This is a genomic window from Acinetobacter sp. SwsAc6, assembly GCF_013391565.1.
Lineage (GTDB): Bacteria > Pseudomonadota > Gammaproteobacteria > Pseudomonadales > Moraxellaceae > Acinetobacter > Acinetobacter cumulans.
In genome coordinates this window covers 71,430-95,951 of sequence record NZ_JACAXE010000003.1, presented here as the reverse complement: position 1 = coordinate 95,951, position 24,522 = coordinate 71,430, and the positions used below count along the sequence as shown (strand labels likewise).

The 24,522-nt window shown below is 41.5% G+C and carries 25 protein-coding genes; 7 read left to right on the top strand and 18 right to left on the bottom strand.

The genetic code is table 11. The features are described 5' to 3' along the window. Positions 1-18: 18 nt before the first annotated feature. The 3 genes from murC to gshB form a co-directional block, all read right to left on the bottom strand. Positions 19-1,467, bottom strand: a complete 1,449-nt coding sequence (gene murC / locus HYG93_RS03085) for a UDP-N-acetylmuramate--L-alanine ligase (protein ID WP_178961836.1) — start codon at positions 1,465-1,467, stop codon at positions 19-21. A gap of 12 nt (positions 1,468-1,479) precedes the next feature. Further along, on the bottom strand, positions 1,480-2,577 hold the full coding sequence (gene murG, locus HYG93_RS03080; protein ID WP_106984191.1) for an undecaprenyldiphospho-muramoylpentapeptide beta-N-acetylglucosaminyltransferase: 1,098 nt from the start codon (positions 2,575-2,577) through the stop codon (positions 1,480-1,482). A gap of 345 nt (positions 2,578-2,922) precedes the next feature. Further along, positions 2,923-3,873, bottom strand: a complete 951-nt coding sequence (gene gshB / locus HYG93_RS03075; RefSeq protein WP_106984298.1) for a glutathione synthase — start codon at positions 3,871-3,873, stop codon at positions 2,923-2,925. Positions 3,874-4,506: 633 nt separating this feature from the next. Here gshB and HYG93_RS03070 point away from each other — a divergent pair. Next, a complete protein-coding gene (locus tag HYG93_RS03070; RefSeq protein ID WP_106984297.1) occupies positions 4,507-4,716 on the top strand; it encodes a cold-shock protein in 210 nt (69 codons plus the stop codon). 139 nt (positions 4,717-4,855) lie between these two features. On the opposite strand, the gene HYG93_RS03065 is transcribed toward HYG93_RS03070, so the two are convergent. Both HYG93_RS03065 and pyrE read right to left on the bottom strand, forming a co-directional pair. Next, complete coding sequence (locus tag HYG93_RS03065; protein WP_130125645.1) at positions 4,856-5,269, bottom strand: hypothetical protein; 414 nt, start codon at positions 5,267-5,269, stop codon at positions 4,856-4,858. A 297-nt stretch (positions 5,270-5,566) separates the two neighbouring features. Then, a complete protein-coding gene (gene pyrE / locus HYG93_RS03060; protein ID WP_106984188.1) occupies positions 5,567-6,217 on the bottom strand; it encodes an orotate phosphoribosyltransferase in 651 nt (216 codons plus the stop codon). A gap of 40 nt (positions 6,218-6,257) precedes the next feature. Between pyrE and HYG93_RS03055 the strand changes: the two genes are divergently transcribed. Continuing rightward, positions 6,258-7,076, top strand: coding sequence for an exodeoxyribonuclease III (locus HYG93_RS03055; RefSeq protein WP_106984187.1), 819 nt, complete (start codon positions 6,258-6,260; stop codon positions 7,074-7,076). Positions 7,077-7,590: 514 nt separating this feature from the next. Then, positions 7,591-7,938: a Spx/MgsR family RNA polymerase-binding regulatory protein gene (locus tag HYG93_RS03050; protein ID WP_178961834.1), complete on the top strand. Its 348-nt coding sequence runs from the start codon at positions 7,591-7,593 to the stop codon at positions 7,936-7,938. Positions 7,939-8,017: 79 nt separating this feature from the next. Here HYG93_RS03050 and HYG93_RS03045 read toward each other — a convergent pair whose 3' ends face one another. Continuing rightward, positions 8,018-8,455, bottom strand: coding sequence for a DUF2147 domain-containing protein (locus HYG93_RS03045; RefSeq protein ID WP_178961832.1), 438 nt, complete (start codon positions 8,453-8,455; stop codon positions 8,018-8,020). 157 nt (positions 8,456-8,612) lie between these two features. Between HYG93_RS03045 and HYG93_RS03040 the strand changes: the two genes are divergently transcribed. Then, complete coding sequence (locus HYG93_RS03040; protein WP_178961830.1) at positions 8,613-9,524, top strand: alpha/beta hydrolase; 912 nt, start codon at positions 8,613-8,615, stop codon at positions 9,522-9,524. A 176-nt stretch (positions 9,525-9,700) separates the two neighbouring features. Here the strand turns inward: HYG93_RS03040 and HYG93_RS03035 are convergent, their stop codons facing one another. Beyond that, complete coding sequence (locus HYG93_RS03035) at positions 9,701-10,270, bottom strand: FMN-dependent NADH-azoreductase (protein WP_106984183.1); 570 nt, start codon at positions 10,268-10,270, stop codon at positions 9,701-9,703. 261 nt (positions 10,271-10,531) lie between these two features. Between HYG93_RS03035 and HYG93_RS03030 the strand changes: the two genes are divergently transcribed. After that, entirely contained in the window at positions 10,532-11,734 is a 1,203-nt protein-coding gene (locus tag HYG93_RS03030) for a GGDEF domain-containing protein (RefSeq protein WP_117006568.1), read from the top strand. Here the strand turns inward: HYG93_RS03030 and HYG93_RS03025 are convergent. The 5 genes from HYG93_RS03025 to HYG93_RS03005 all read right to left on the bottom strand — a co-directional run bounded on the left by HYG93_RS03025 (position 11,731) and on the right by HYG93_RS03005 (position 16,131). After that, positions 11,731-12,375, bottom strand: coding sequence for a glutathione S-transferase family protein (locus HYG93_RS03025; RefSeq protein ID WP_106984181.1), 645 nt, complete (start codon positions 12,373-12,375; stop codon positions 11,731-11,733). The genes HYG93_RS03030 and HYG93_RS03025 overlap by 4 nt on opposite strands. A gap of 11 nt (positions 12,376-12,386) precedes the next feature. Beyond that, the gene (dsbD, locus tag HYG93_RS03020; protein ID WP_178961828.1) at positions 12,387-14,204 is read right to left on the bottom strand and encodes a protein-disulfide reductase DsbD; all 1,818 of its coding nucleotides are present in this window, start codon (positions 14,202-14,204) and stop codon (positions 12,387-12,389) included. Between the two features lie 48 nt (positions 14,205-14,252). Continuing rightward, on the bottom strand, positions 14,253-15,023 hold the full coding sequence (locus HYG93_RS03015; RefSeq protein ID WP_178961826.1) for a transporter: 771 nt from the start codon (positions 15,021-15,023) through the stop codon (positions 14,253-14,255). 31 nt (positions 15,024-15,054) lie between these two features. Further along, complete coding sequence (locus HYG93_RS03010; protein WP_117006565.1) at positions 15,055-15,597, bottom strand: ankyrin repeat domain-containing protein; 543 nt, start codon at positions 15,595-15,597, stop codon at positions 15,055-15,057. Between the two features lie 162 nt (positions 15,598-15,759). Further along, positions 15,760-16,131, bottom strand: a complete 372-nt coding sequence (locus HYG93_RS03005; protein WP_106984177.1) for an HPF/RaiA family ribosome-associated protein — start codon at positions 16,129-16,131, stop codon at positions 15,760-15,762. 503 nt (positions 16,132-16,634) lie between these two features. Here HYG93_RS03005 and HYG93_RS03000 point away from each other — a divergent pair. Together HYG93_RS03000 and HYG93_RS02995 are read left to right on the top strand one after the other, a co-directional pair. Continuing rightward, the gene (locus HYG93_RS03000) at positions 16,635-17,381 is read left to right on the top strand and encodes an outer membrane protein OmpK (RefSeq protein WP_106984176.1); all 747 of its coding nucleotides are present in this window, start codon (positions 16,635-16,637) and stop codon (positions 17,379-17,381) included. 97 nt (positions 17,382-17,478) lie between these two features. Next, entirely contained in the window at positions 17,479-17,979 is a 501-nt protein-coding gene (locus tag HYG93_RS02995; RefSeq protein ID WP_120364095.1) for a GNAT family N-acetyltransferase, read from the top strand. Between the two features lie 55 nt (positions 17,980-18,034). On the opposite strand, the gene HYG93_RS02990 is transcribed toward HYG93_RS02995, so the two are convergent. From HYG93_RS02990 to urtA, 6 genes are all read right to left on the bottom strand, one after another. After that, on the bottom strand, positions 18,035-18,520 hold the full coding sequence (locus HYG93_RS02990; RefSeq protein WP_106984174.1) for a DUF1877 family protein: 486 nt from the start codon (positions 18,518-18,520) through the stop codon (positions 18,035-18,037). A 245-nt stretch (positions 18,521-18,765) separates the two neighbouring features. Next, positions 18,766-19,464 carry an urea ABC transporter ATP-binding subunit UrtE gene (gene urtE, locus HYG93_RS02985; protein ID WP_120364097.1) on the bottom strand — a complete coding sequence of 233 codons (699 nt, stop codon included), beginning with the start codon at positions 19,462-19,464 and terminating at the stop codon, positions 18,766-18,768. 10 nt (positions 19,465-19,474) lie between these two features. Continuing rightward, positions 19,475-20,293 (bottom strand): urea ABC transporter ATP-binding protein UrtD, encoded by an 819-nt coding sequence (gene urtD / locus HYG93_RS02980; RefSeq protein WP_106984172.1) that lies wholly within the window; start codon positions 20,291-20,293, stop codon positions 19,475-19,477. Then, on the bottom strand, positions 20,290-21,363 hold the full coding sequence (gene urtC, locus HYG93_RS02975; RefSeq protein WP_106984171.1) for an urea ABC transporter permease subunit UrtC: 1,074 nt from the start codon (positions 21,361-21,363) through the stop codon (positions 20,290-20,292). The genes urtD and urtC overlap by 4 nt, the downstream gene beginning before the upstream one ends. 4 nt (positions 21,364-21,367) lie before the next feature. Further along, positions 21,368-23,005: an urea ABC transporter permease subunit UrtB gene (gene urtB, locus HYG93_RS02970; RefSeq protein ID WP_178961824.1), complete on the bottom strand. Its 1,638-nt coding sequence runs from the start codon at positions 23,003-23,005 to the stop codon at positions 21,368-21,370. Between the two features lie 103 nt (positions 23,006-23,108). Next, positions 23,109-24,395: an urea ABC transporter substrate-binding protein gene (gene urtA, locus HYG93_RS02965; protein ID WP_121530959.1), complete on the bottom strand. Its 1,287-nt coding sequence runs from the start codon at positions 24,393-24,395 to the stop codon at positions 23,109-23,111. Between the last annotated feature and the right edge of the window lie 127 nt (positions 24,396-24,522).

Below are 24,522 nucleotides of genomic sequence, written 5' to 3'. Positions count from 1 at the left end.
CTAATCACTACAAAGTGATTATTTTAAATACAAATTATTTTGAGCCAAATCGATTGAGATAGCTCCAACATTACCCGCACCTTGTGTTAATAACAAGTCTTTTGCTTGTAGGACTTTTTTCATCACACTTTGGATATTGCCTTCTACTGGATCCAGTAAAATTGGCTCGACTTCACCACGTAGACGAATACTGCGTGCTAATGCGCGACTGTCTGCACCCACAATTGGTTTTTCGCCCGCTGGATAAACCTCTAGTAGCAAGAGTTGATCCACTTGAGACAACACATCAACAAAATCATCAAAGCAATCACGGGTACGACTAAAACGGTGTGGCTGGAACATCATCACCAAACGACGGTCTGGATGACTTGCACGAGCCGCCTTAATGGTTGCTTCTACTTCTTTTGGATGGTGACCATAGTCATCAACCAATTTCACATCACCATTTTCTAGCTCAAATTGACCTTGAACTTGGAAACGACGACCAACACCACTAAAGCTTTCTAAAGCACGTGCAATTGCAGCATCAGACACACCTTCGTCTGTTGCAATGCCAATGGCTGCCAAGGCATTTAAGATATTGTGTAAGCCAGGTAAATTAATAGTTAAACGTAGTGGCTCACGGTCTTTACGTAATACAGTAAAGTGAGATTGCATGCCTTCTTGCACAACATCTACAGCGCGAATGTCATTGTCTTCATTAAAACCATAAGTCACCAATGGGCGACCAATACGTGGCATGATTTCACGGATATTGGCATCATCACCACACACCACCGCTAAACCATAGAACGGGAGCTTTTGTAAAAATTGTACGAAAGTATCTTTCAGTACATCAAAGCTACCGCCATAGGTATCCATATGATCGGCATCAATATTCGTGACAATTGTTGCCATTGGTTGTAAATGCAAAAATGATGCGTCTGATTCGTCAGCTTCTGCCACGATATAACGACTTGCACCTAAAGCTGCGTTCACACCTGTACGGTTGAGCAAACCACCAATCACATAGGTTGGATCAAGATTTTCTTCTGCCAACATACATGTTACAAGGCTTGTTGTTGTGGTTTTACCATGTGTACCCGCAACCGCAATACCATGACGATAACGCATCAACTCACCCAACATTTCTGCACGGCGTACAACAGGTGTACGGGTTTCTATCGCAGCTTTAATTTCAGGGTTTTCTTGATCAATCGCTGTGGATACCACAATAACGTTGGCACCTTGAATATTGTCAGCAGTATGGCCGATATACACTTGAATGCCATTTTCTTCTAACTGCGCAGTGGTTTTTGATGCCTTGATATCAGAACCAGATACTTTGTAACCTTGGTTCTTTAATACTTCTGCAATACCACACATCCCTGCACCACCAATACCCACAAAATGAATGTGTTTGATACGGCGCATCTCAGGAACTTTAATTAACTTTTTCGCTTGCTCAGCAGGAGTAGATGGAGACATATTTTACTCGTATTACAATTCTTGAATTAAACGAACCACATGCTGTGCTGCATCTGGCTGTGCCTGCTGACGTGCTTTCACTGCCATTTCTTTCAATAATTGGCGGTTCATCAGCGGTTGGAGCAGTGTCGCTAAACTTTCTGGCGTCATGTCTGCTTGCGGGCATATTTTCGCAGCATTAATGTTTGCTAGGAATTTGGCATTTGCAGTCTGGTGATCATCCACGGCCGAAGGAAGTGGAACAAATACCGCTGCTAAACCGGCGGTGGCAATTTCAGTGACTGTTAAAGCACCCGCACGGCAAATAATTAAATCGGCTTCAGAATAGGCTTTAGCCATATCTTCAATAAAAGGTGACACTTCCACTTGGAGTGTTTCAGGTGCGTTGGCATACAACGCTTGTGTTGCTTCCGCATGATTTTGCCCACATTGATGAAAGACCTGTAAAGGCACATTCAACTTCTGTAAAGCCAAAGGCACACATTCATTGAGTGCTTTTGCACCCAATGAACCACCCACAATTAAGATCCGTAACGCTTGACCCGCTTTTTCACGCTCTTGGTAGCGCCACGATGGATTCAATATTTCGGTAATTTCTTTACGTACAGGATTACCTGTCGTCACAATTTTGGTGCTTTCTGGAAAGGTATTTGGAAATGCCTGACACACAGTTGCGGCCACACGCGACAATTGCGTATTGGTAAAACCCGCAATCGCATTTTGCTCATGAATAATGACAGGAATACCCAAAATACGTGCTGCTAAGCCACCAGGCCCCGCAACATAGCCACCAAAGCCTGCAACAGCATCGACCTTTAATTGCTTCATGTATTTCATGGCACTCAACGTGGCTTTTAAAATTTTAAACGGTGCTAAAACTTTACGCACGAGGCCATTACCACGTACACCCTGAATGTCAATTTGATAAATTGGAATATTATGATTTTTTAACAGACGGTTTTCCATACCTGTCGGGGTGGCTAACCATGACACTTGTATGCCTTTTTGTTGTAATTCTTTGGCAACAGCCAAGGCAGGAAAAACGTGCCCACCAGTACCTGCGGCCATCATCATGACATGTTTAAGCTGTTTTTGCGGTGCGTCGGTCACGTTAATTCTTCAATTTAAATAATAGAGATTAAAAGGTGTTTATAGGTTGACAATTGTAATCACAAACGCATTGCGGTGAAAGATGATTTAGTTTTTTTCACGGCCGCCACTCATTGTTTTTTTCTACAGAAATTCGAGTTTAAACTAGTTTTATTATTAATCATGCGTTTTTGGCAAACTTTTACATTTTTTATGCAAATAGAAGCGCATATTTACAACCTACCCCTCCCCTGCTTAAACGATTTAAATAAATTCATCACACTAATTTTAACCTTTGTTCTACTTTAAATCACACTCTAACCCCAAAGGCGCTGTCATTACAGCGCCATTCTTTGAGCCCATGCCTTAAACTTTTTGTTTTAAACCTGCTTCAAGCACATCAAATAGATCATCCGCAATAGACGTACCAAACTGCGCATCAATTTCACGTACGCATGTTGGACTTGTCACGTTAATTTCCGTCACGTATTCACCAATCACATCCAGCCCCACAAAGACCAAACCTTTTTCACGTAAGAAAGGCCCAACTTTAGCTGCAATCGCTTTGTCATGTTCAGTTAATGGACGTGCTTCACCACGGCCACCAGCGGCCAAATTACCACGGGTTTCACCATTTTGAGGAATACGCGCTAAGCAATACGGTACTGGCTCACCATTGACCATCAAAATACGTTTATCACCATCCACGATTTCTGGAATATAACGCTGCGCCATAATCGGTTGTTGACCCATTTGCGTCAGCATTTCTAGAGTTGAACCAATATTTGCACCATCAGCAGTTAAACGGAAAATCCCCATCCCACCCATGCCATCTAGTGGTTTTACAATCACATCTTGATGCTGTGCAATAAATTCACGGATTAAACTTTGTTGCGATGTCACGAGCGTTGGCACTTGTAACTCAGGAAACTGCGTTGCAAATAACTTTTCATTACAGTCACGCAGGCTTTGTGGTTTGTTAATAATCCACGCACCTTCACGTTCTGCCTGTTCTAAAATATACGTGGTATAAACAAAGTTCATATCAAAAGGCGGATCTTTACGCATTAAAACGACGTCATAAGCCGCAATAGATTCTTTTTGTCGTGCACCTAATTCGTAATAGTGCTCATAATCTTCAAATACTTTTAATGGGGCAATCAGACCAAATGCTTTGCCTTGATCAATATATAAATCTTGCTGTAAAGCATAACCCAATTCATGTCCACGACGTGCCGCCGCCCAAAGCATGGCCATAGAAGTATCTTTTTTCAGGTTTACACTTTCGATGGGATCCATCACCACAAGTACGCGCATGCTGTCTGCTCTTTTAAAAATAATCTGGCAACGAGTATAACGGAGAATAATCGTTTCTTTAGTTTCAATTTCGCTAAAGCCCAAGACCTTCTTGCTTTCTTTTACTTTGTGTATTCATCATTTTTCATGATGCAGTGGACGTTGGTGAAACACCGCAGCCGAATCATTAAGACTTAAAAAGTTTCATTACAGGCTTTATATTTAAACAGTACATTCGCGGATAAAGATCTGAATTTATCTTTTGGGAGCAGTTTAATTGGGAAATTTGAGTTATTTTTTGAACTAATCGAATAAATTTATGCCAAATTGGTCAACTCAAGCAAACTCTGTCATAGAATTAGTGTAGGATGTTGGTAACGAGAAAAAAGTGTTGCTTAGGTAAACATCTTTAAAGTGCCGCCAGTTTAATTGATAAACTTTCGATTTTTCAGATTTTTATTTCCAATCCTTTTATGACCGCCTTTGATTTGAACTGGTTTTTTAACTTGTATGCCGTTGGCGTATTGCCAATTATATGCAAGACACAAAGAATATCGGGTATAATATGATGTAAAGGCGTGATTATTCAAGTTACCCCTTTTCAAGCCATGCTTCATGGCTAACATTATTAAAAATTTTGTAATAGGTTTTCTTATGTCTAATGCAGTGACTGGCACAGTAAAATGGTTCAATGAAACTAAAGGTTTTGGTTTTATTCAACAAGACGGTGGCCCTGACGTGTTTGCTCACTTCCGTGAAATCACAGGTTCTGGCTTCAAAACTTTGACTGAAGGTCAAAAAGTTTCTTTTGTTGTTGTTGAAGGCCAAAAAGGCTTAAACGCTACAAACATCGTTGTTCTTTAATTTAGAACTGCGTTAAAAAAAGCACCGATTGGTGCTTTTTTTATGGCAATCTATTTCTCTCTTGGTCAAACCCTGCGTTGCGCATAGGCTCAATTGCCCTTAGCTACACACTAGCTCGCGCTCAACCGTCAGTTTTACGCTAAATAATATTCCAGTGCAGAACTTTCGCACTCGCTTTGTTACTTTCCAAAGTTAAAGAACAAATTGAAGGATAGTCCTTCGGTTTACCCGCCAAATCTACGCTACGCTTTGATACATCACTCAGATAAAAATTATAAGTCGCCCCCATACTACTCAGTGCATAAGCACGTTGGTTGGTTAAGGTTTCATTACTCATACTTTCAATTTGTGCCTTGGTTTTCCCCAAAGAGTTTTGGCACTGCGCACCAGTTAAATAACCTGATTTAGCACGTTTAGATGATTGCGTTGCTGTAGTACTCGTCGTTTGTTGCGTACTTGCGAGAGCCTCATTTAAACTTTTAATGCCTTGATTTAAGGTGTTGTTAAAGGCTTGTACATTTTCAGGCATCGACTGACATCCTGTTAAAGTCATTGTGCATATCGCTGACGTTAGGACCAGCATCTTCTTCACATTCATTTTCCCCAAACTTCCTTATGTTTTTAAAGTGCCCCGAGCTTAAAGCCAAACGTTAAAAACAATCACCCATTTAATACTAAAGTTTATATTTTTAATTTATTTTCATATATTTAATTATAATTAATAAATTTTAAAATCTTTTATGGATCAACTTTTAATCGTATTAAAGACCATATCTTAGCCCTGACTCTTTTTCACAAGCATAAAAAAAGGAAGCCAAAGCTTCCTTTTAATCGTGTTGATTCCGTCGGATTAGATGCCGTATTTCACACGGTAATCTTCCATTTTCGCTAAAGCGTCCGTTTCACCTTTCGCATCTAAATAATCCATTAAGTCTTTCATGGTAATTAAAGCATGCACTGGGATTTCTAGTTCTTTTTGGACTTCTTGAATTGCAGACAATTCACCTTGGCCTTTTTCTTGACGATCTAATGCAACCAATACGCCCGCAATTTGCGCGCCAGCATTTTTAAGGATGGTTACCACTTCACGAATGGCCGTACCTGCGGTGATCACATCATCAATGATCCAGACTTTTTTACCTGCAACCGAAGCGCCTACCAATACACCACCTTCACCATGGTCTTTTGCTTCTTTACGGTTAAAACCCCAAGGTACGCTCACGCCATGGTTTTGAGACAATGCCACAGCCGTTGCTGCAACAAATGGAATACCTTTGTATGCTGGGCCAAAAATCACTTCAACATTTTCGCATTCGGTTAATTTAGCTGCATAGCCTGAAGCCAAGCCTGTTAAAGCCTCACCATCATTCAACAAACCTGCATTAAAAAAATAAGGACTCACACGACCCGATTTTAAAGTAAACTCACCAAATTTAAGCACACCACGTGATAATGCGAGTTCGATAAAAGCTTGTGGATTAAATGCCGCTTGCGCTGTCATAGGGTGCTCCATTTTTTTAAGTTTGAGGTTAAACCTGAGCATGATACCAAAGTGTAGCTATCCAAGTGATCAAAAAATTCTGCGTGTCGTTTCAATTAACGTAAACGGCTTACGTTCGGCAGAGAAAAAAGGGATTTTTGATTGGATGGCAACATCCGATGCGGATGTCATCTGTATGCAAGAATCTCGAATTACGCATGAACAATGGACAGATAAATTTAAACCCGAAGGCTGGTTTACCCACTTATTCCCAGCCGAGCGCCCAGGCTATGCAGGTACGGCGATTTATAGTCGCTATCCATTTGTATCCGTGACCAATGGACTCGGCTTTGAACTTGCAGATTCACAAGGTCGCTTTATTTCTGCTGAATTTGATTTAGGCTTAGCACAATCGGCACACATCTGTTCTTTATACTTGCCTTCAGGTTCTTCCGGTGATGAAGCCCAAGCGCGTAAAGATTTATTCTTAAATGAATATAAACAAATCTTGAAACAATGGCGTGATGAAAATAAATCTGTGATTGTGTGCGGTGACTACAATATCGTACATAAGCGCATTGATATTAAAAACTGGTCGGGCAACCAAAAAGCTTCTGGTTGCTTGCCACATGAACGCGCTTGGCTAGACCATATTTATGATGACTTAGGTTATGTCGATACCTTCCGTGAAGTCCGCAAAGAAGCCGAGCTGTATTCATGGTGGTCAAACCGAGGGCAAGCTCGTGCCAAGAATGTCGGTTGGCGGATTGATTACCAAGCATGTTCTCCTGACTGGAAAGAGCGCACTATTAATGCATGGGTCTATAAAGAAACATGGTTCAGTGACCATGCCCCAGTCATTATTGACTACCAGCTTTAAGCTAAAATTAACAAAGTTTGAGTGAACAACCGTTCACTCAATTAGTGTCAATTTCTCACAATGCATGTCGTATTTTCAGATTTATCTCAATCTCGAATCAGCGCATTATTACCGCACGGCACAGGGACATGTCAGGATGACACAAAAGGATAAGACGCCGTAGGAAGAAAATAAAATAAGTAATTTATTTTACTTATTTTCAAGGATGTGACAATGGACGTTGAAATGAGACCCGCATGATCAGGATGATTAAATGCGGGTTTTCTCTTTTTAAATCGTTTGTTTTTTCTTCTTATTTTCACTCTATTTATATTCTGTAATTTCACACATTATTTTTACTTTTTTATTCTAGTACTCTCTTTTTTTTATCTGTCTTTTTACTTACTTTAATCATTAGAGATGTCAGCAACGTGACGATTGCAAGTCAGTTTCATGACAGCATAGTTCTTTGAGATAGAATTGGTTAAGCTAGCCCTACCCATCTCATTTTTGAACTCGTTTAGGATCCTTTGCTATGCTTAAAATTTACGGCATTAAAAACTGTAGCACCATGAAAAAAGCCTTTGATCTACTGAATGAATTAGGCCTTGCCTATGAGTTTCATGATTATAAAAAGCAAGGCATTGATGCTACACATGTAAGTGCATGGTTAGATGCCAAAGGTAGCGACATCATTTTAAATAAAAAAGGCACAACTTGGAAAAAGCTAACTGAAGAAGAACAGCAACATGCTTTGGCTAGCCAAGAGAATTTAGTTGCTACTTTGACCACACATAGCAGTATGATTAAACGCCCTGTGCTCGAAACAGAACAAGGCTTAATTGTGGGATTTGATGAAGCTACCTATCGCGTTTTAAAATAAACAACGTTGTATATAGTTTGTGAGATTAAAAAAGCCCGACAATTGTCAGGCTTTTTTATCTTTAAATATGTGATTACACTTAGTGTGCACGTATCCACGTTTGGTTACGACCTAAGGCTGCTACGCCAATAAAGCCACGAAGCTCTAGTTTTTTACCACCATCAGCTAACTGGCCTTTTAATTTATAGGTTTTGCCTGATTGCGGATCTAAAATTGAACCACTTTCATAGCTGTTATCACCATTATTTTTTAATCCACTCACAATACGCAAGCCTTTAAGTGACTTGTTATGATATGGACCTTCGCATTTAGTACATGCGTTTTCTTCACCTGGTGTCAAAATCGCTTGGATACTGGCAGTTAATGTTCCATTTTTTTGCTCTGTAAACTTCACCAACGCTTTAGGTTGGTTTGTTTTGTCATCAATGGTTTTCCAAGCTGTACCATTTAAAGGGTCTGCCGCATTAGCCAAAGCGGTTAAACCTAGCAATCCTAATGCAAGTGCAATTTTTTTCATTTTTTTGATTTCCCTGATTTGATTTTAGATGCTTACACATAGTATTTTGCGCCGCAACAAATATTCAACTATTGATTGCCGCTATTTAGTGTAACCTTGTAAATAAAAGAGGTAAATAACCTCATCAGTAAGAAAATGATAAGAATACAGGAAGAATATGACAATCTCGCCCATCACCAAACAACTCTTCACGGAGCGCTTTCTGAAAACAGTATTGCGCGCACCGAGTCGCTTCAATTTACCTGCCTCAAGCTTACGTTTTTCATTAGAACAATTAACCAAACTCATTCCACAAAATAAAAGCGTAAAGATTCGTCCAATCCGTTTGGCTGGCTTACGTGCTGAAGAACTCAAACCCCAAGCACATTCCACACAATTAATTTTTCATATCCACGGTGGTGCATTTTTTTTAGGCTCGATGAATACGCATCGGGCCTTTTTAACTCAGGTTGCAGCACGTACGCAAATGCAAGTGTTACATGTGGATTACCCACTGGCACCTGAGCACCCACATCCAGAAGCGCTAGATGCCGTATTTGATGTTTATTGTCAATTACTTGATCAAGGCGTTTTAGCCAAAGATATTATTTTGTCTGGTGACTCTTGTGGCGCCAATTTAGCCTTAGCATTGGCCCTGAGAATACGCCAAGAGCAGCTACCACAAGCCAGTGGTCTCATTTTGCTGTCACCATTTTTAGATCTTACGCTCAGCAGTGAATCTTTACGTTATAACCGTAAGCATGATGCGCTGTTGTCTATTGAAGCCTTAGAAGCAGGTATTGAATATTACGTTCCGACAGGGATGGACCGCTCTGATCCGAGCATTTCCCCTTTCTTTGCTGACTTAAAAGGCCTGCCCCCTGTGCATATACAAGTGGGTTCGAAAGAAATTTTGCTGGATGATGCACAGCGCTTTAAAGAAAAAGCCGAGCAAGCCAAAGTGGATGTTGAATTTAAAATTTACACGGGCATGTGGCATAACTTTCAAATGTTTAGTGCCTGGTTTGACGAAGCACGCCGTGCCATCAGCGATTTATCTGACTTTGCACACCGCTTAGATCAAGACTAAAATCGCTATAATTCGGCAATGCATGATTGATCGCATCCCCGTCAAAACATGCGACATATAGTCTTCAGACAGCATTAAAAAATAAAAAAGGTCAGCACCAGCTGACCTTAAATACAAAGACTGAACAGAATAAAATACGAGGGAGAGAAATCTGTCCAGCTTACAGCCTCAATACATTATGAAATGCTACGAATCGCTTCAAAAGCATTGGTCATCGCCTGTTCTTTCGGCTCTGCACCCATATTAACACCTTCTGCACGAATCACTTCAACATCAGAAACACCTGTAAAAGTGAAGACCGTTTTAAGCAAACTTTCTTGGAAGTCCACTGGGCTGTTTTCACCATAGATGCCACCACGACTACTCGCGATATACACTTTTTTATCCCCTGCCAAACCAACAGGACCATTTTCTGTGTATTTAAATGTTCGGCCTGCAACACTAATACGGTCAATCCATGCTTTTAACGTCGACGATACGCCAAAGTTATACATTGCCGCACCAACCACCACGATATCTGCATCCAAATATTGTTGTACGAGTTGTTCACCTAATGCGCTTTGTTCTTCATTTTGCCCCATTAAAATATCAGCACTTAAATGTGGAATTGGTGTCGTAGCCAAATCTAAATGTTGTACTTGAGCAGTCGGATATTTCTGAGTTAACTGCGCTACGATCGCTTGGCTTAACTGACGAGAAACTGAAGCATCACCCATAATACTTGAATCGATATGTAAAACTTTCACGTGGCTACCTATAACGATTATGTTCTAAATTAAAACAAGTTTAATTCATAAACGTTTATAGAATAATCCTTTAATTTAAGACACTATGTCTTAAAAATAGAACAAATATTTCGGCTAAATTTTACACTCACTTTCGACTAAAGGTTAAAAATTGGTTATTAGATGTTCGACGAGTTATGTGTTATGTTAATAATATGTATATCTATCTACATAAACTCAAAGAAAAATTTTAATAGACCGAATACAGGCCTGTTGTAAATAATGAATAAAAATTCGCCTCCGCAAGAGGTATTAGACAAGCATAGAATCACCAAATTCTTGATTGAAAATGAAGCAATCATGAATTGGAATATATTAAAAAAATGTATTTTAATGCTGATTTTAGGTGCTGCTGTTCATGTGACTTGGATCATTTGGAAAGTCTCTGTCCTACTCATGCCCAATCTTTGGCAATGGGTCGACTTACCTTTATTAAAATTTCAACTGGGCCTTAATGTTGTTTTTTTAGTTCTAATGTTGTTACTCATCTATCCCTGTTATGCATGGAAAGATCGGCGATGGGCCCAAGTCGTTCTGCCTTATATTTCAGTCGGTCTGTTTGTGGTTTCATTATGCCGTGATGGCTATGTAGTAGGTGTACTCAGCCCTGCAACGATGACAGCCTATGTGAGCTTGGTGACTGTTGGTTTAGTTCTGTTTCCACGCGCCATTGTATATAGTGCGTTTCTTCCTGCAACGGCGTATTTAACGGGATGTATGTTCTTAAGCCAATGGGGCTATATCCCCTACTCGCCGGTTTTTCACATCACAAGTTATTATTTTAACAATGACTTTTGGCTCATTTCGATGGCCTTTTTCATTGCCCCCATTCTTATTACATGCTTGGTTTTATTTGAGATTTTATTGAGTCAGTGGCGCTACCGCGAACGTCTGATTAAAAAGCTGAGCCAAATCGATCCACTCACCAATCTATTTAATCGACGCCAAATCAATCAGTGTCTCGATCAAATTGTGCAAGAGCATGAACAAAACTATGCTTTGGTACTTTTAGACCTCGATCACTTTAAGTTTATTAATGATGATTATGGCCATCACAAAGGTGATGAAACCTTAGTTCGTGTCGCTGAAGTGCTCAATATGCATTTACGTGATAGTGATGTGGTCGGACGTTTTGGTGGAGAAGAATTCATTTTAATTTTACATAAATCTAATCTCGAACAAGCCACGCAAGCCGCCGAACGTTGTCGTAGCGCAATACAAGCACTTGAGATTTACAGCGATGATGGTGAAAAGATTCATGTGACCGCCAGCTTTGGCATTGCAATTTCACATGCAGAACTGCGCCCACAACAGTTATTGAGTCAAGCCGATAAGGCACTGTATGAAGCCAAAGCCAGTGGTCGTAACCGAGTAAAAACGTTTACGCTCAAAGCACAACCCGACACCGCCACAGCACCACTTTAAGCGACAATTTCCGCCCTAGCCCCCTGTATCCATAAGCGCACTGCAGGATGAGCCAGCATTGTATGCATATACTGCTGTGAGCTCGGATGAACAGCGAATTGATAGCTGATTAAACGACTCACCACAGGTGCATAAAAGGCATCAGCAATTGAAAAATGACCACATAAAAAGCCCTCTGGCTGTGGACGTTCAGCCCATATCTGCTCAATGCGCGCTACATCTTGACGTAAATCAGAATAGGATGACCATAAAACTTGGCCTTGTTGAGCCAAATTTGCAGTGATATTCATGGGACAATGGTTGCGTAAGGATGTAAAACCGCTGTGCATTTCTGCACTGATGCAACGCGCACGTGCTCTCAACATACGATCTTCAGGCCAAAGATGTTTAGCTGGAAATAGTTCTGCCAAATATTCACAAATGGCCAGCGAATCCCAAATGACATGATCATCATGCACCAAAGCAGGCACCTTTCCATTCGAATGGAGGCTTTGCATGGTCTGCGCAAATGTGTTTTCCGCTTGATCTGGCGTCGAAAAGCGTACCAGTACTTCTTCAAAAGGCAAATCAAAAGCAGTACAGACCAACCATACCCGCATTGACCAGCTCGATAGGTTTTTATTGCCGATATATAAGTGCATGCTGACTCTCCCTATTTTTTGCCTACACCCTCAAAATCCTTGAGCTGACGCAATAATTCAGCCTCAGTAAATGCGCCTGTCAAACGTAGGCCTCGTACTTCCTGATGTGTATGATCTAAAAATAAATAGGTCGGTGGGCCCAAAATATCCCATTCATTTAACAGCGCCTGATGGCCTGCATCATAATGGCTCAAATCCAGTTTAATCAGATAATAGGACGCCAATGCCTGCTGAACAGTCTCTGATTTTAAAATCCGATGCTCAATTGGCTGACAAGCCACACACCAATCGGCATAAACATCAATCACTGCTTTTTGGCCTGCTGGAATCTGCTTTAACAGTTGCTCAAATTCAGTACTGGTTTGAGCACGATGCCATTGCAAGTCTTGGTTCGAGCTTGCCACTAAAAAGCGCTGGCTTTGTTGGTATTGGCTATACAATAAATAGGGTACTGCGAGACACAACACCACAATATAGAGCCATTTCAATTGACTGTTGCGCTTAAAAATATGCCATAGCACATAGGCCACAAAGCTGAGCCCCAATGCCAAAGAAAGCCATTGCATCCATGCATCGCCCATTAATGGACGCACAAAATACAAGGCCAGACCCAACATGAGAAAAGCAAAGAGCACCTTGACTTGGTTCATCCATAAACCCGCCTGAGGCAAAATACGCGAACCCAGTACACTCGCAAGGAGTAAAGGCGTTCCCATCCCAAAACCAAGCGCAAACAGGAGCAATGCACCCTGCCACTGACTTTGGGTTTGAGAAATAAACAGCAATGCCCCTGCCAATGGAGCAGTCATACATGGACCAACCAATAGCGCGGAAATCATTCCCATCACACCAGCGCCCAGCAAACTACCGCCACGTTGCATGGATTGCACACGATCCAAACGGTTCATTAAGCCTTGGGGTAGCTTTAATTCAAACAAACCAAAAAGGTTGAGCGCAAACAGTACAAACAACAAACTAAAGGCAATTAAGGTCGAAGGCTGTTGCAGCCAGCGTTGAAAGCTTAATCCAGCTGATGAAGCGATCAAACCTAAGCCCGCATAGACCATCGCCATACTGCAAACAAAAGTCAGTGCAATCATCCAAGCCTTTAAACCCTTGCTATCACGAACAATTAATGAGGTCAAAATAGGGAGCATAGGCAATGAACAAGGCGTAAAAGCCAACAAGCATCCGAGGCCAAAAAACAGCAATAAGCCATAGCCCCACGAGCTTTGTGCCAAGATATCTGACCATTGCTGATCTTGAGCACGGTTTGAAAGTTGCACAGCGGAGGATGTAGATGATGAATCCAGCGCTCCTTCTGTCGAGCTTGTGGCCAGATTCTGTTCTGCTATAGAAGCATTACTCGGAGCTAAATCTAAAATCCGCTTAGGCGCTACACTTTGATTTTGAACACTAACCAACCCTGATTCATCGGTACGAAAGTCAATACTTTGCGGTGGATAGCACACTCGATCTTGGGCACAGCCTTGCCAAGTCACTTGATATTCGGTAGAAGCTTGTGTCGGTACATGCAGTTGTAACTGCTCAAAATAGACTTGCACATTGCCATAGTTGTCATCATGCAACTGTTGAGCTGGAGGCAATGTTAAAGGCACAGCCTGTTGGCCGTGTTTCACCTCTATTTTGTGCTGATAAAGATAATAATGTTCTGGAATGGTCCAACGAATTTCGGCTTCGTTGTCTTGGGTAGAACTGATTTGTATCGGAAAGGCTTGTTCAGCAGACAGCAACGCTGGCGCTGCTGATCCTGTCACTGAAGTTAAACTTAATGCGATGGCTACGCACCCATAAGCCAAAATTTTCATGCAACTGGACTCTGCTGATTATAAGATTTTGATATTAGGTTAACGCTCTTAAAATAAGTACGAAACGCCTAAGCCAGACTGATAACCTTTGTAAGCACCATTCAAATCCACACCAACACTGGCATCGAGTTGAAGGCGATCATTGACTGCATAAATTAAACCTGTACCCAAGGCATATTCTTTCTCTTCACTTTCTGCTTTACGGAAGACAAATTCAGAAAAGCCCGATAAATTGCCTGCAATTTTATATTCAATTGTTGACACAGCAGAAACAGCCCAATCGCTATTTTGAACTTCATAGCGCATGGTTAAAGAAGTGCTGATCAGATCGTTATAATCATAAGCTACAGCTGAGCTCAGACTATAAATATCATCACCATTCGAAAACTCATCATTGCCTGTAGCTAAAATCGCTTCAGCCAAAACTGCCATACTGAGTTTGTCATCATTCAGATCAATGGCTTTTTTCAAGCCAATGCTGACATCACCTAAGCCATGTTCTTCAATACGACGACCAGCAGCTTTGGTTTGAGACCAAGCTGGCCCCTGCCAACCTAACTGTAATTCTAAGTCTTCAGCTAAACCAGTACGGAACAACATGTCGGCATTTAAAGTTGTGGTTTTCACTTTTTGGCCATCAACACGCGCTTCACTATAGCTTGCCGAAGGTAAACCTTGCTCCCACGCGAGTTTTCCAACCGGTGTAATCCCCGTACCAAAGCCCGCACCAGGGCGGTCAAAGGAAAAATCAGCAGCCATTGCATGGCTAGCACAGCCCACAGCCACGGCTAAAAACGATAATGTTTTGATTATTTTCATATCTAGTCTCTTTATCCCGATTAGGTATAGATTAAGCCAATTCCTTCGTCATTTTTGCGCCATGCTTACGCAATAATTCTAAAGTTTGCTTTTCTTCTGCCAATGCTTCATCCCAATTGATTTCATCGAAATCACAATCAAAAAATAATTCACTAATTGAAGACAGAATTGTTAAATCGTCACTGTCTTTAGTATTTGGATTAACTTTTTCATCCAATAAACGTTGCACCGCAGGTGTGCAGGCTGCACTTGCAGCATCCCATAACGGGCCATAAATTTCTTCTGCATCCCAAAGGTGTACATTTGCCTTCGCTTGAATCAACGCTTCCAAAATATCAAGATGAACTACCAACAACTGCTGTTTTTCTTCTTCTGCTAAAGGCTGACCTGCTTCATACGCTTCAGATACAGTTTCCCACCATTTAAATAGGCCATCTGACCACACTGAAATTGCAGGGCCTTTTTCAAGGTCAATAAAGTTTGGATTGAGACCTTCCGCTAAAAGTCGCTTTACTTGCTCAAGATCTAATTCCTCTAAAGCTTGTACAAAAACTTGCTGTTGGGCATTTAACATTTAGAAAGCTCACTTCAATTCATTTTTGTCTATTATGCCGAATAAACGCTCTCTTGTTTGAGCTAAATGTAAAACAAATTTAAATTATTCACTGTCGTTAATTTGCATAACTTGATATGCACAAAAAAAGCCCCGAAGGGCTTTTTTAATCATAAAGTCATTTTAATCAAATGCTTCTTCACCAGCTTCATCTGCATCCGCCAATTCTGGCTGTGTACTACGCGGATTTTCTTTTTTCTCAAACAGATGTTCTAAACTGCGTTTTAGTCGATCAATGGCGCCATGAACTGCAGTATCTACATTATGCGCTCGATGATGTACGACGACAGGTTTCAAACCTGCTGGGCGCGCTTCGATCATACACTTGATGTCGTCGTCGCCACCTTTATCCCCATTTTCATCACTTAAATGCACCGAAAAATGCGTAATTCGTTCACTATGACGTTGAAATTCTTGATTGAGTTCTGCACGTATATATGTAATTAAACGATCGCTATTTTGAATGTTTTTATCAGTACGGATTTCAATATTCATAATATCATCCTCGACTTTCTCTGTCTTTCAGTATTCTAAAATTGTGCAAAACTTATTTATTTCGGCACGCTTTAACATGCTGTTTTAAAACAGCAAATTCATTTTTCAACTTCGTTTGGAACGTATTCCTCCACATTGAATAATGAACACTTTGAATGTCTGCAGAACTGTGCTCTTATACTTCGAATATCGTGCCTAAATTGATTTTTTGCAAGTGCTATTTTTATATTTTTTAAAATTCCTTACATAATGTAAGACTTTTTACTACAAATTGCTTCATTCCTGTCTATTCCGCACTGTATTGAACGCCATAATCGCCAACTCGGCCTTCAGCTGACATATTTTTTTATCTGAACTATGATTTTTTTTATTATTTGATAAATATCAACATTGTGTGAAATAACACCACAAATAGAATTTAAATTCGATCGTCTGATCATTTTTGGCTTTATTTTTGCTTAAGAATCTGTATGCTTTCATTGCTTCTTGGGGGAGACTTTTAAATGAAACTTACACAAATCGTTACTGCATGTACTTTGGCTTCAGCTGCTGCTTTCGCGCAGGCTGCACCAATCTGGCAAGACTTCAGCATCACTGGCTTATACGGTGAAGACTATGCATTTCCAGGTGCAGGTGACAACAACAAGCAATCTACTGCTACCTTTGAATATACTGCAAAGTTAAAGTACGGTGACTTTTTTGCTTTTGCTGATCGCACACACAATGACTCAGGTAATGCAACTTACTTCGAAGCATCTCCACGTTTAAGCCTTGGTGCTGTAACAGGTCAAAAATTGGAACTTGGTCCAGTTAAAGATGTTTTACTTGCAGGTACTTGGGAAGGTAACAGCGCAAACTACCCTGGTAGCGATTTTAACAACTACTTATATGGTGTAGGTGTTGATTTAGCGATTCCTTATTTCCAATATGCTCAAGTGAACTTGTATCGTGCAAACAACGATGGCAACACACCTGATGACTACCAATTAACGCTTGTTTACGGCGTACCGTTCAAATTAGGCTCTGAAGATTTCCTTGTTGATGGTTTCCTAGATTGGTCAACTGCTGAGAAAAATGGCCATGCAAGCGAATTAAACTGGACTACACAGTGGAAATGGAATGCTGGTAAACACATTTCTCCAGATACACGCTTATACCTTGGTATCGAGCACTCTGTATGGAATAACAAATACGCTGTGAAAGACAACAACGAAAATAACGTGAGTGCTTTGGTAAAATACCACTTCTAATGTAGTTGAAATGCACGATTGAAAAGCAAGGCAATATGCCTTGCTTTTTTTATGTTTGAAGCATTCAATATCGTTATCTTTATCATCTGTATAGATTATGGCTTTTATTATACGTGCAGTTCAAGAGACTGACTTAGCTGAAATCGTGGCTATTTATAATCATGAAGTGACAACGGGCTGTGCCACGTGGAATGATCAAATCTATAGCGTTGAAGATTTCAAAAAAAAGCTACTCACTTTTCAAGAAAAACAAGATCCCTTTGTTGTGATTGAACATAGTGAAACTCAACAGATCGCAGGCTATGCTGATTATGCGATGTTCCGTAATTTTGCTGGTTACCGACACACTGTAGAACACTCCGTTTATATTCATCCGCAGTATGCCCGCCAAGGCTTGGGTAAACGTCTCATGCAACACTTAATTGCACATGCAAAAGCACATCAAGTCCATGTCATGGTTGCAGGTATTGATCATGCCAATCTAGCGTCCATTGCTTTACACCAACAGCTGGGCTTTGTACAAACTGGCTACATGCCTCAGGTCGGACAAAAGTTTGGCCAATGGCGCGACTTAGTTTTAATGCAACTTAACATTTAACACCACGACTCAAAGTTTAGAATGCCACTGAACAAAAGTTGCGTGCTGAACGCGACTAAATGAGCTTTTGTGGATGAATCGCATCAACAATCACACTCATTATGGCCAAATTTTGTCGTGTTGCTTCACGGTAAAAATCTTGCAGTTGTAAATAAATCAATTTTAATTCAGCTAAGTTTAATTCTTGATCAATGGCTTGTTGCGTGGTTTGCGTCACCAGATACTGATAATGTGTTTTTACAGCATCGACATGAATCGTTTGCAATACCTGATGAATTTCTGCAACGCGTACCACCGTGTTGTAATGGACTGCTCGACCAATATTACGTTCCGACAAAGGATGCTCCGCCTCAATCACATACGCTAATGATTGATTTGGTGCATTTTCAGCATTCAAGATTTTGTTTAAGCTATCCCACGCACTCCCCAACCAAACATATTGCTTGATTAAATCAGAATCTAAAACATCTTGGGGCGTAGTCGCTTGTAGTATTAAGCGCTCTAAATCATTCGGATGGACCAAAAGTAAAATTGCTTGCATCTCGTTATCTTCTTGTTATGTATTTCTCTGAGCTTAACTTTTCTGGAAAAAAAATGTTCACAATTTTTGTATCTAAGCCAATTTATTTTTTTTAAAATCATTGATTAAAAGTATTTTTCTAGTGAATAGTGAGTTTCTAAAATATCAAGAATGATTTGCTTAGCTTTTGAGTAGCGAACAACCAAGTCCATAAAATAGAGCTCAAACTCATCGCCTCCCCCCAAAGGAGAAGGCTCTTTAAAACATTAAATTGCCACCAAATCACGAATGCCTTTTTCAGACATTTCACTCCCCACGCCTTGTGCCACCACCTGCCCACGTGCCATAACGGTATAACCATCGGCAAGCTCTTCAGCAAAGTCATAAAATTGCTCAACTAAAACAATGGACATCTCTCCGCCATCGGCCAGTTTACGAATCACACGGCCAATATCTTTAATAATCGAGGGCTGAATGCCTTCAGTAGGTTCATCTAAAATCAGTACTCTTGGTTCAGATGCCAAAGCACGCGCAATCGCCAATTGTTGTTGCTGTCCACCTGATAAATCACCACCTCGACGGTGCTTCATTTCGTCTAAGATGGGAAATATTTCATACAAATGCTCAGGAACTTTACGGGTTTTTGCCCCCTTAAACTTGGCCATGCCAATCAAGATGTTTTCTTCGACTGTGAGCGTCGAGAAAATGTCTCGCCCTTGCGGGACATAGGCCAAGCCTGCTCTCACCCGCTGTTCGGGGCTTAATTTGGAAATGTCTTTGCCATCTAATAAGATCTGACCTGACTTAATTGGAAGAATCCCCATTAAACATTTGAGTAGTGTAGTTTTACCCACACCATTGCGCCCAAGCACCACAGAGCATTCACCGATAGGCGCAGTAAAGGACACATCACGTAATATATGACTGCCACCATAAAATTGATTGACGTCTTTGACTTCTAGCATCTCGGTCTCCTTAACGTCCTAAATATTTTTCTATTACATCTTCATTGGCTTGAACCTCTGCCAATGTACCTTCTGCCAAAATAGCGCCCTGTGCCAACACGGTGACTTTTTCACTGATGGTGTCAATAAAGCTCATGTCATGTTCAACCACGATCAAGGTATGGTTCTTCTTCAGCTCTAAGCAAAGTTCAGCTGTACGCTCTGTTTCCGCATCGGTCATGCCTGCTACAGGCTCATCCAGCAAAATCAGTTTGGGGCGTTGCATCAATAACATGCCAATCTCCAGCCATTGCTTTTGACCATGTGACAACAAACCTGCAGGTTTGTTTACAAATTCTTGTAAGCGAATTTGTGCCAAAGATTCCTCCAAAGCCAGCTGTGCATCAGGCGCAAGTTTGCTAAAGAAACTCTTTTTCACACGTTTATCTTTGGGGGCAGCCAACAGTAAGTTTTCCATGACGGTGAAATTTTCAAATACGGTTGGCTTTTGAAACTTACGCCCAATCCCTGCTTCTGCAATTTCTTCTGTACTCATTTTGGCTAAATCATAGGTTTGCCCAAAGTGCGCTGTGCCTTCGGTTGGACGCGTTTTGCCTGTGATCACATCCATCAGTGTCGTTTTACCTGCACCATTTGGCCCAATAATGCAACGGAGTTCGCCTTCTTGAATATACAAAGACAAATCATTTAAAGCGCGGAAGGCATCAAACCAAACACTGACATTTTCTAAGTACAGCGCAATACCATGACTGAAATCTGCACCTTCGGCTTTGGGGCGACCATAACCCTCCGAGGCGTGCCCCCCATGTGGTTGCATTACATCACTCATTCACCACGCTCCTTTTTAAAACGATCAAACAGCCCAATGACCCCTTTGGGTAGAAATATCGTGACCACAATAAATAATGCACCGAGCACCAAGAGCCATGCTTCTGGATAGGCCACGGTAAAATAGGTCTTGAGACCATTGATTAAGCCCGCGCCTAAAATCGGACCAATCAGCGTACCCCGACCACCGGCTGCCACCCATACGGCCATTTCAATCGAGTTCACAGGGTTCATTTCACTGGGGTTAATAATGCCAGCCTGTGGCACATACAAAGCACCCGCAATCCCAGCGATAACTGCAGAAAGCACCCATGCGGAAAGCTTGTACCAAAGGGTGCGATAGCCTAAATATTGCAAGCGGTTTTCGCTGTCACGGATTGCACCCAAGACACGTCCGTAGGGTTGATTCATTAAATGACGTAAACCAACAAAACACAGCAACAACACCAAGGCTGTGATAAAGCAGAGACTGGCCCGCATAGCTGCCGAGCTAATGTCCATCCCTAAAAGAGTTTTAAAGCCCGTAAAACCATTATTGCCCCCAAAGCCTGTTTCATTACGGAAAAACAACAGCGCTGCCGCAAAGGTCATGGCTTGAGTAATAATTGAGAAGTACACGCCTTTAATTTTTGAACGGAAAGCAAAGAATCCAAAAATAAAAGCCACCAGTCCAGGAACCAGTACCACCAAAAGTAAAGCCCACCATAAATGCTGGGTACCTATCCAATACCATGGCAACTCGGTCCAGCTTAAAAAGCGCATAAAGTCGGGTAAGCCATCGCCTGCGGATTCCCGCATGAGGTACATACCAAAGGCATATCCACCAAGCGCAAAGTACAGACCATGACCCAGACTTAAAATACCCGCATAGCCCCAGACCAAATCCAATGCCAAAGCCACCAGTGCTAAGCACATAATTTTGCCAATCAACGTGACCCAATATGAGGATAAATACAGCGCTGAATCTGCAGGAAGCAGATGTAACCATGGCAAGATCAGTAATATGGCAAAGCACACACTAATCGCGATTGCACTGGTGGGTTTATCTGAAACTAAAGATGTGATTTTCATCGGCTTACTCCACAAATCGTCCTTTGATGGCAAATAAACCTTGTGGACGTTTTTGAATAAACAAAATCACAAGCACCAACAGTAAAATTTTTGCGAGTACTGCACCCATGCCAATTTCCAGCACAGTGCCACTCACTCCTAAACCAAGCGCGGCCAATACTGCACCCCACACTTGACCCACCCCGCCAACAACCACCACCAAGAAGGCATCGATAATGTAGTTTTGCCCGAGGTCAGGCCCGACATTGCCGACTTGGGCCAAGGCACAGCCTGCAAGCCCTGCTAAACCAGAACCTAAGCCAAAAGCCATCATGTCGATACGGCTTGAACGAATACCCACTGCACGTGCCATTTGACGGTTTTGCGTCACGGCACGAACAAAGAGACCAAAACGGGTTTTATTCAGCACATAAACCAGCACTAAAAGAATAACGATCGTGAAGGCAATAATGGCAATACGGTTATAGGGCAAGATCAAGCTTGGCGTCATCGCAATGCCACCAGACAGCCATGAAATATTGGAGACTTCGACGTTTTGTGCGCCAAAAATCATACGCACCAGTTGCATTAAAATCAGACTGACCCCAAAAGTCGCCAATAAGGTTTCTAACTGACGACCGTAAAGCGGACGAATCACCGTACGCTCAATGAGCATGCCTATCAGCGCACTCACCATAAAGGCTGCTGGAATGGCCGCAATTAAGTACCAATCAATCCAGCTTCCTAAATAGGTTTTAAACAGGCTTTGCACCACATAAGTGGTATACGCGCCAATCATAATCAGCTCACCATGGGCCATATTAATAACACCCAATAAACCGTAAGTAATGGCGAGACCTAAAGCTGCCAATAATAAAATGCTGGCAGTACTCAATCCTGAAAACACATGCCCCGTCCATTCACTGGCCTGAATTCGGGTTTTAATCTTGCTTTGGGCGCTCGTTAACGTTGCTTTTAATTCTGGATGTAAATCGGGTTGTTCAAGCTCGGTTGTCACCATTGCCAATACATCTGGACGATTTGAATCTTGTAATACTTTAGTGGCTTGGATTTTCGTCAACACATCTGGACTTTGATAATCCAAACGCGCCTTTAACTGTGCAAGGCGTGCTTTCACACTGTTATTTTTTTCGGCCAAATACAGCTGATTAATTTGCTTTACATCTAATTCAGATAAGTTATTTTCTAAAATATCTATCGCTTCTAAACGCTGAGTAGCATCGGTAGAGCTTAATTTTTTTTGTGCTTGCGCAAAACTTAATGCTTTTCTTAAAGTATTGACCAAAGTGACTTGTGAGATATCTGCGGGCCATGTGCTCACAAGCGTTTGATCTGCATAACGGCGCAGTTGATCTTGCCCTTCTAAAATATAGGTCTGTCCTGCGCCATCTCGATATAGCTGATCATTTTCAACATAGGTTGCCAATTGATCTAGCAATTCAATACTGGCAGGCCAGCGATTTAACAATGCACGTCGTGTGGCAAAGTCAGCACTGACAAATTGTTGAATGGCATCACCCTGAGCAAGGGTCTGCGCCGAAGCAAGCGTGGTTGATGCGGAAGATTCGGCATGGGCTAGATTGAGCCACAAGCACTGGCTCATGATTAAAAACAGAGCGAAAAAATGTAGGCGAGTGAACATCAACGTCCCCCCTTTTTTATAGATCGCATGCAGGTCAAATGCATGATGTGAACTTTAGAATTTTAGAAAAGCCCGCCACTGGCATGGCAGGCAAGTTGTGCTTTTATTTTGGAATGTACGGGCTCCATGGCTCCGCAGGAATTGTTTTTGCTGTTTTGTAGACCACATCAAATTGTCCGTCTGCACGGATTTGGCCAATCATGACAGGCTTATGTAAGTGATGATTTTTGGCATCCATTTCGAGCTTATAGCCCGATGGTGCATCAAAGCTTTGACCCGCCATTGCTTCACGGACTTTATCTACATCGGTCGTGCCTGCTTTTTCTACGGCTTGCTTCCACATATTGATGCCAACATAAGTCGCTTCCATTGGATCGTTGGTGACTATTTTTTCAGCATTTGGCAGTTTATATTCCACCGCATACTGCTTCATCTTGCCAATGAATTCCGAGTTCTTCGGATTTTTTACCGACATGAAATAGTTCCACGCGGCTAAATGCCCAACCAAAGGCTTAGTGTCTATGCCACGTAACTCTTCTTCTCCCACAGAGAACGCCATGACTGGAATATCCGAAGCTTTAATACCTTGGTTACCTAGCTCACGGTAAAACGGCACATTAGAGTCGCCATTGATGGTCGAAATCACAGCCGTTTTTTTGCCGGCTGCAAACTTCTTCACGTTGCCTACAATAGTTTGGTAGTTGCTATGACCAAATGGCGTGTACTCTTCCATAATGTCTGCATCGGCCACACCTTTAGACTTTAAAAATGCACGCAAAATTTTATTGGTGGTGCGCGGGTAAACATAGTCTGTTCCAAGTAAAACAAAACGCTCCGCTTTACCGCCCTCTTCGCTCATCAAGTATTCCACAGCAGGAATGGCTTGTTGGTTAGGTGCAGCACCTGTATAGAAAATATTTTTTGATTGCTCTTGGCCTTCATATTGGACCGGATAAAACAATAAGCCATTCAGCTCTTCCACCACAGGCAATACAGATTTACGCGAAACGGACGTCCAACAGCCAAAAATTACTGCAACTTTATCTTGCGTAATTAACTGACGAGCTTTTTCTGCAAATAAAGGCCAGTTTGAGGCAGGGTCAACCACCACAGGCTCAAGTTTTTTGCCCATCACACCGCCATTGGCATTAATTTCATTAATGGCCATCAGCGCAGTGTCTTTTAGCGACGTTTCTGAAATCGCCATCGTGCCAGACAGTGAATGTAAAATTCCGACCTTAATAGTATCGTCACTACTTGCCGTTGCTTTCGGTTCTGAGCTGGCTGCTTGTGTTTTTTCTTCTGCTGGTTTTGAGCAACCTGTTAAAGTTAATGTGCCCAACATGGCAAGTGCCAATAATGATTTTGAAAATAATTTTTGTTCCAACATCTACGCACTCTCCAAATAATTTTCGCGCTCTGCGCATGTGTTATTGCTAAGTGCTGTTATTCAAGTTCTATGCCAACCAACAAAATCATGTATAAAACATTAAAGCCAATATTCAATTTATTATTAT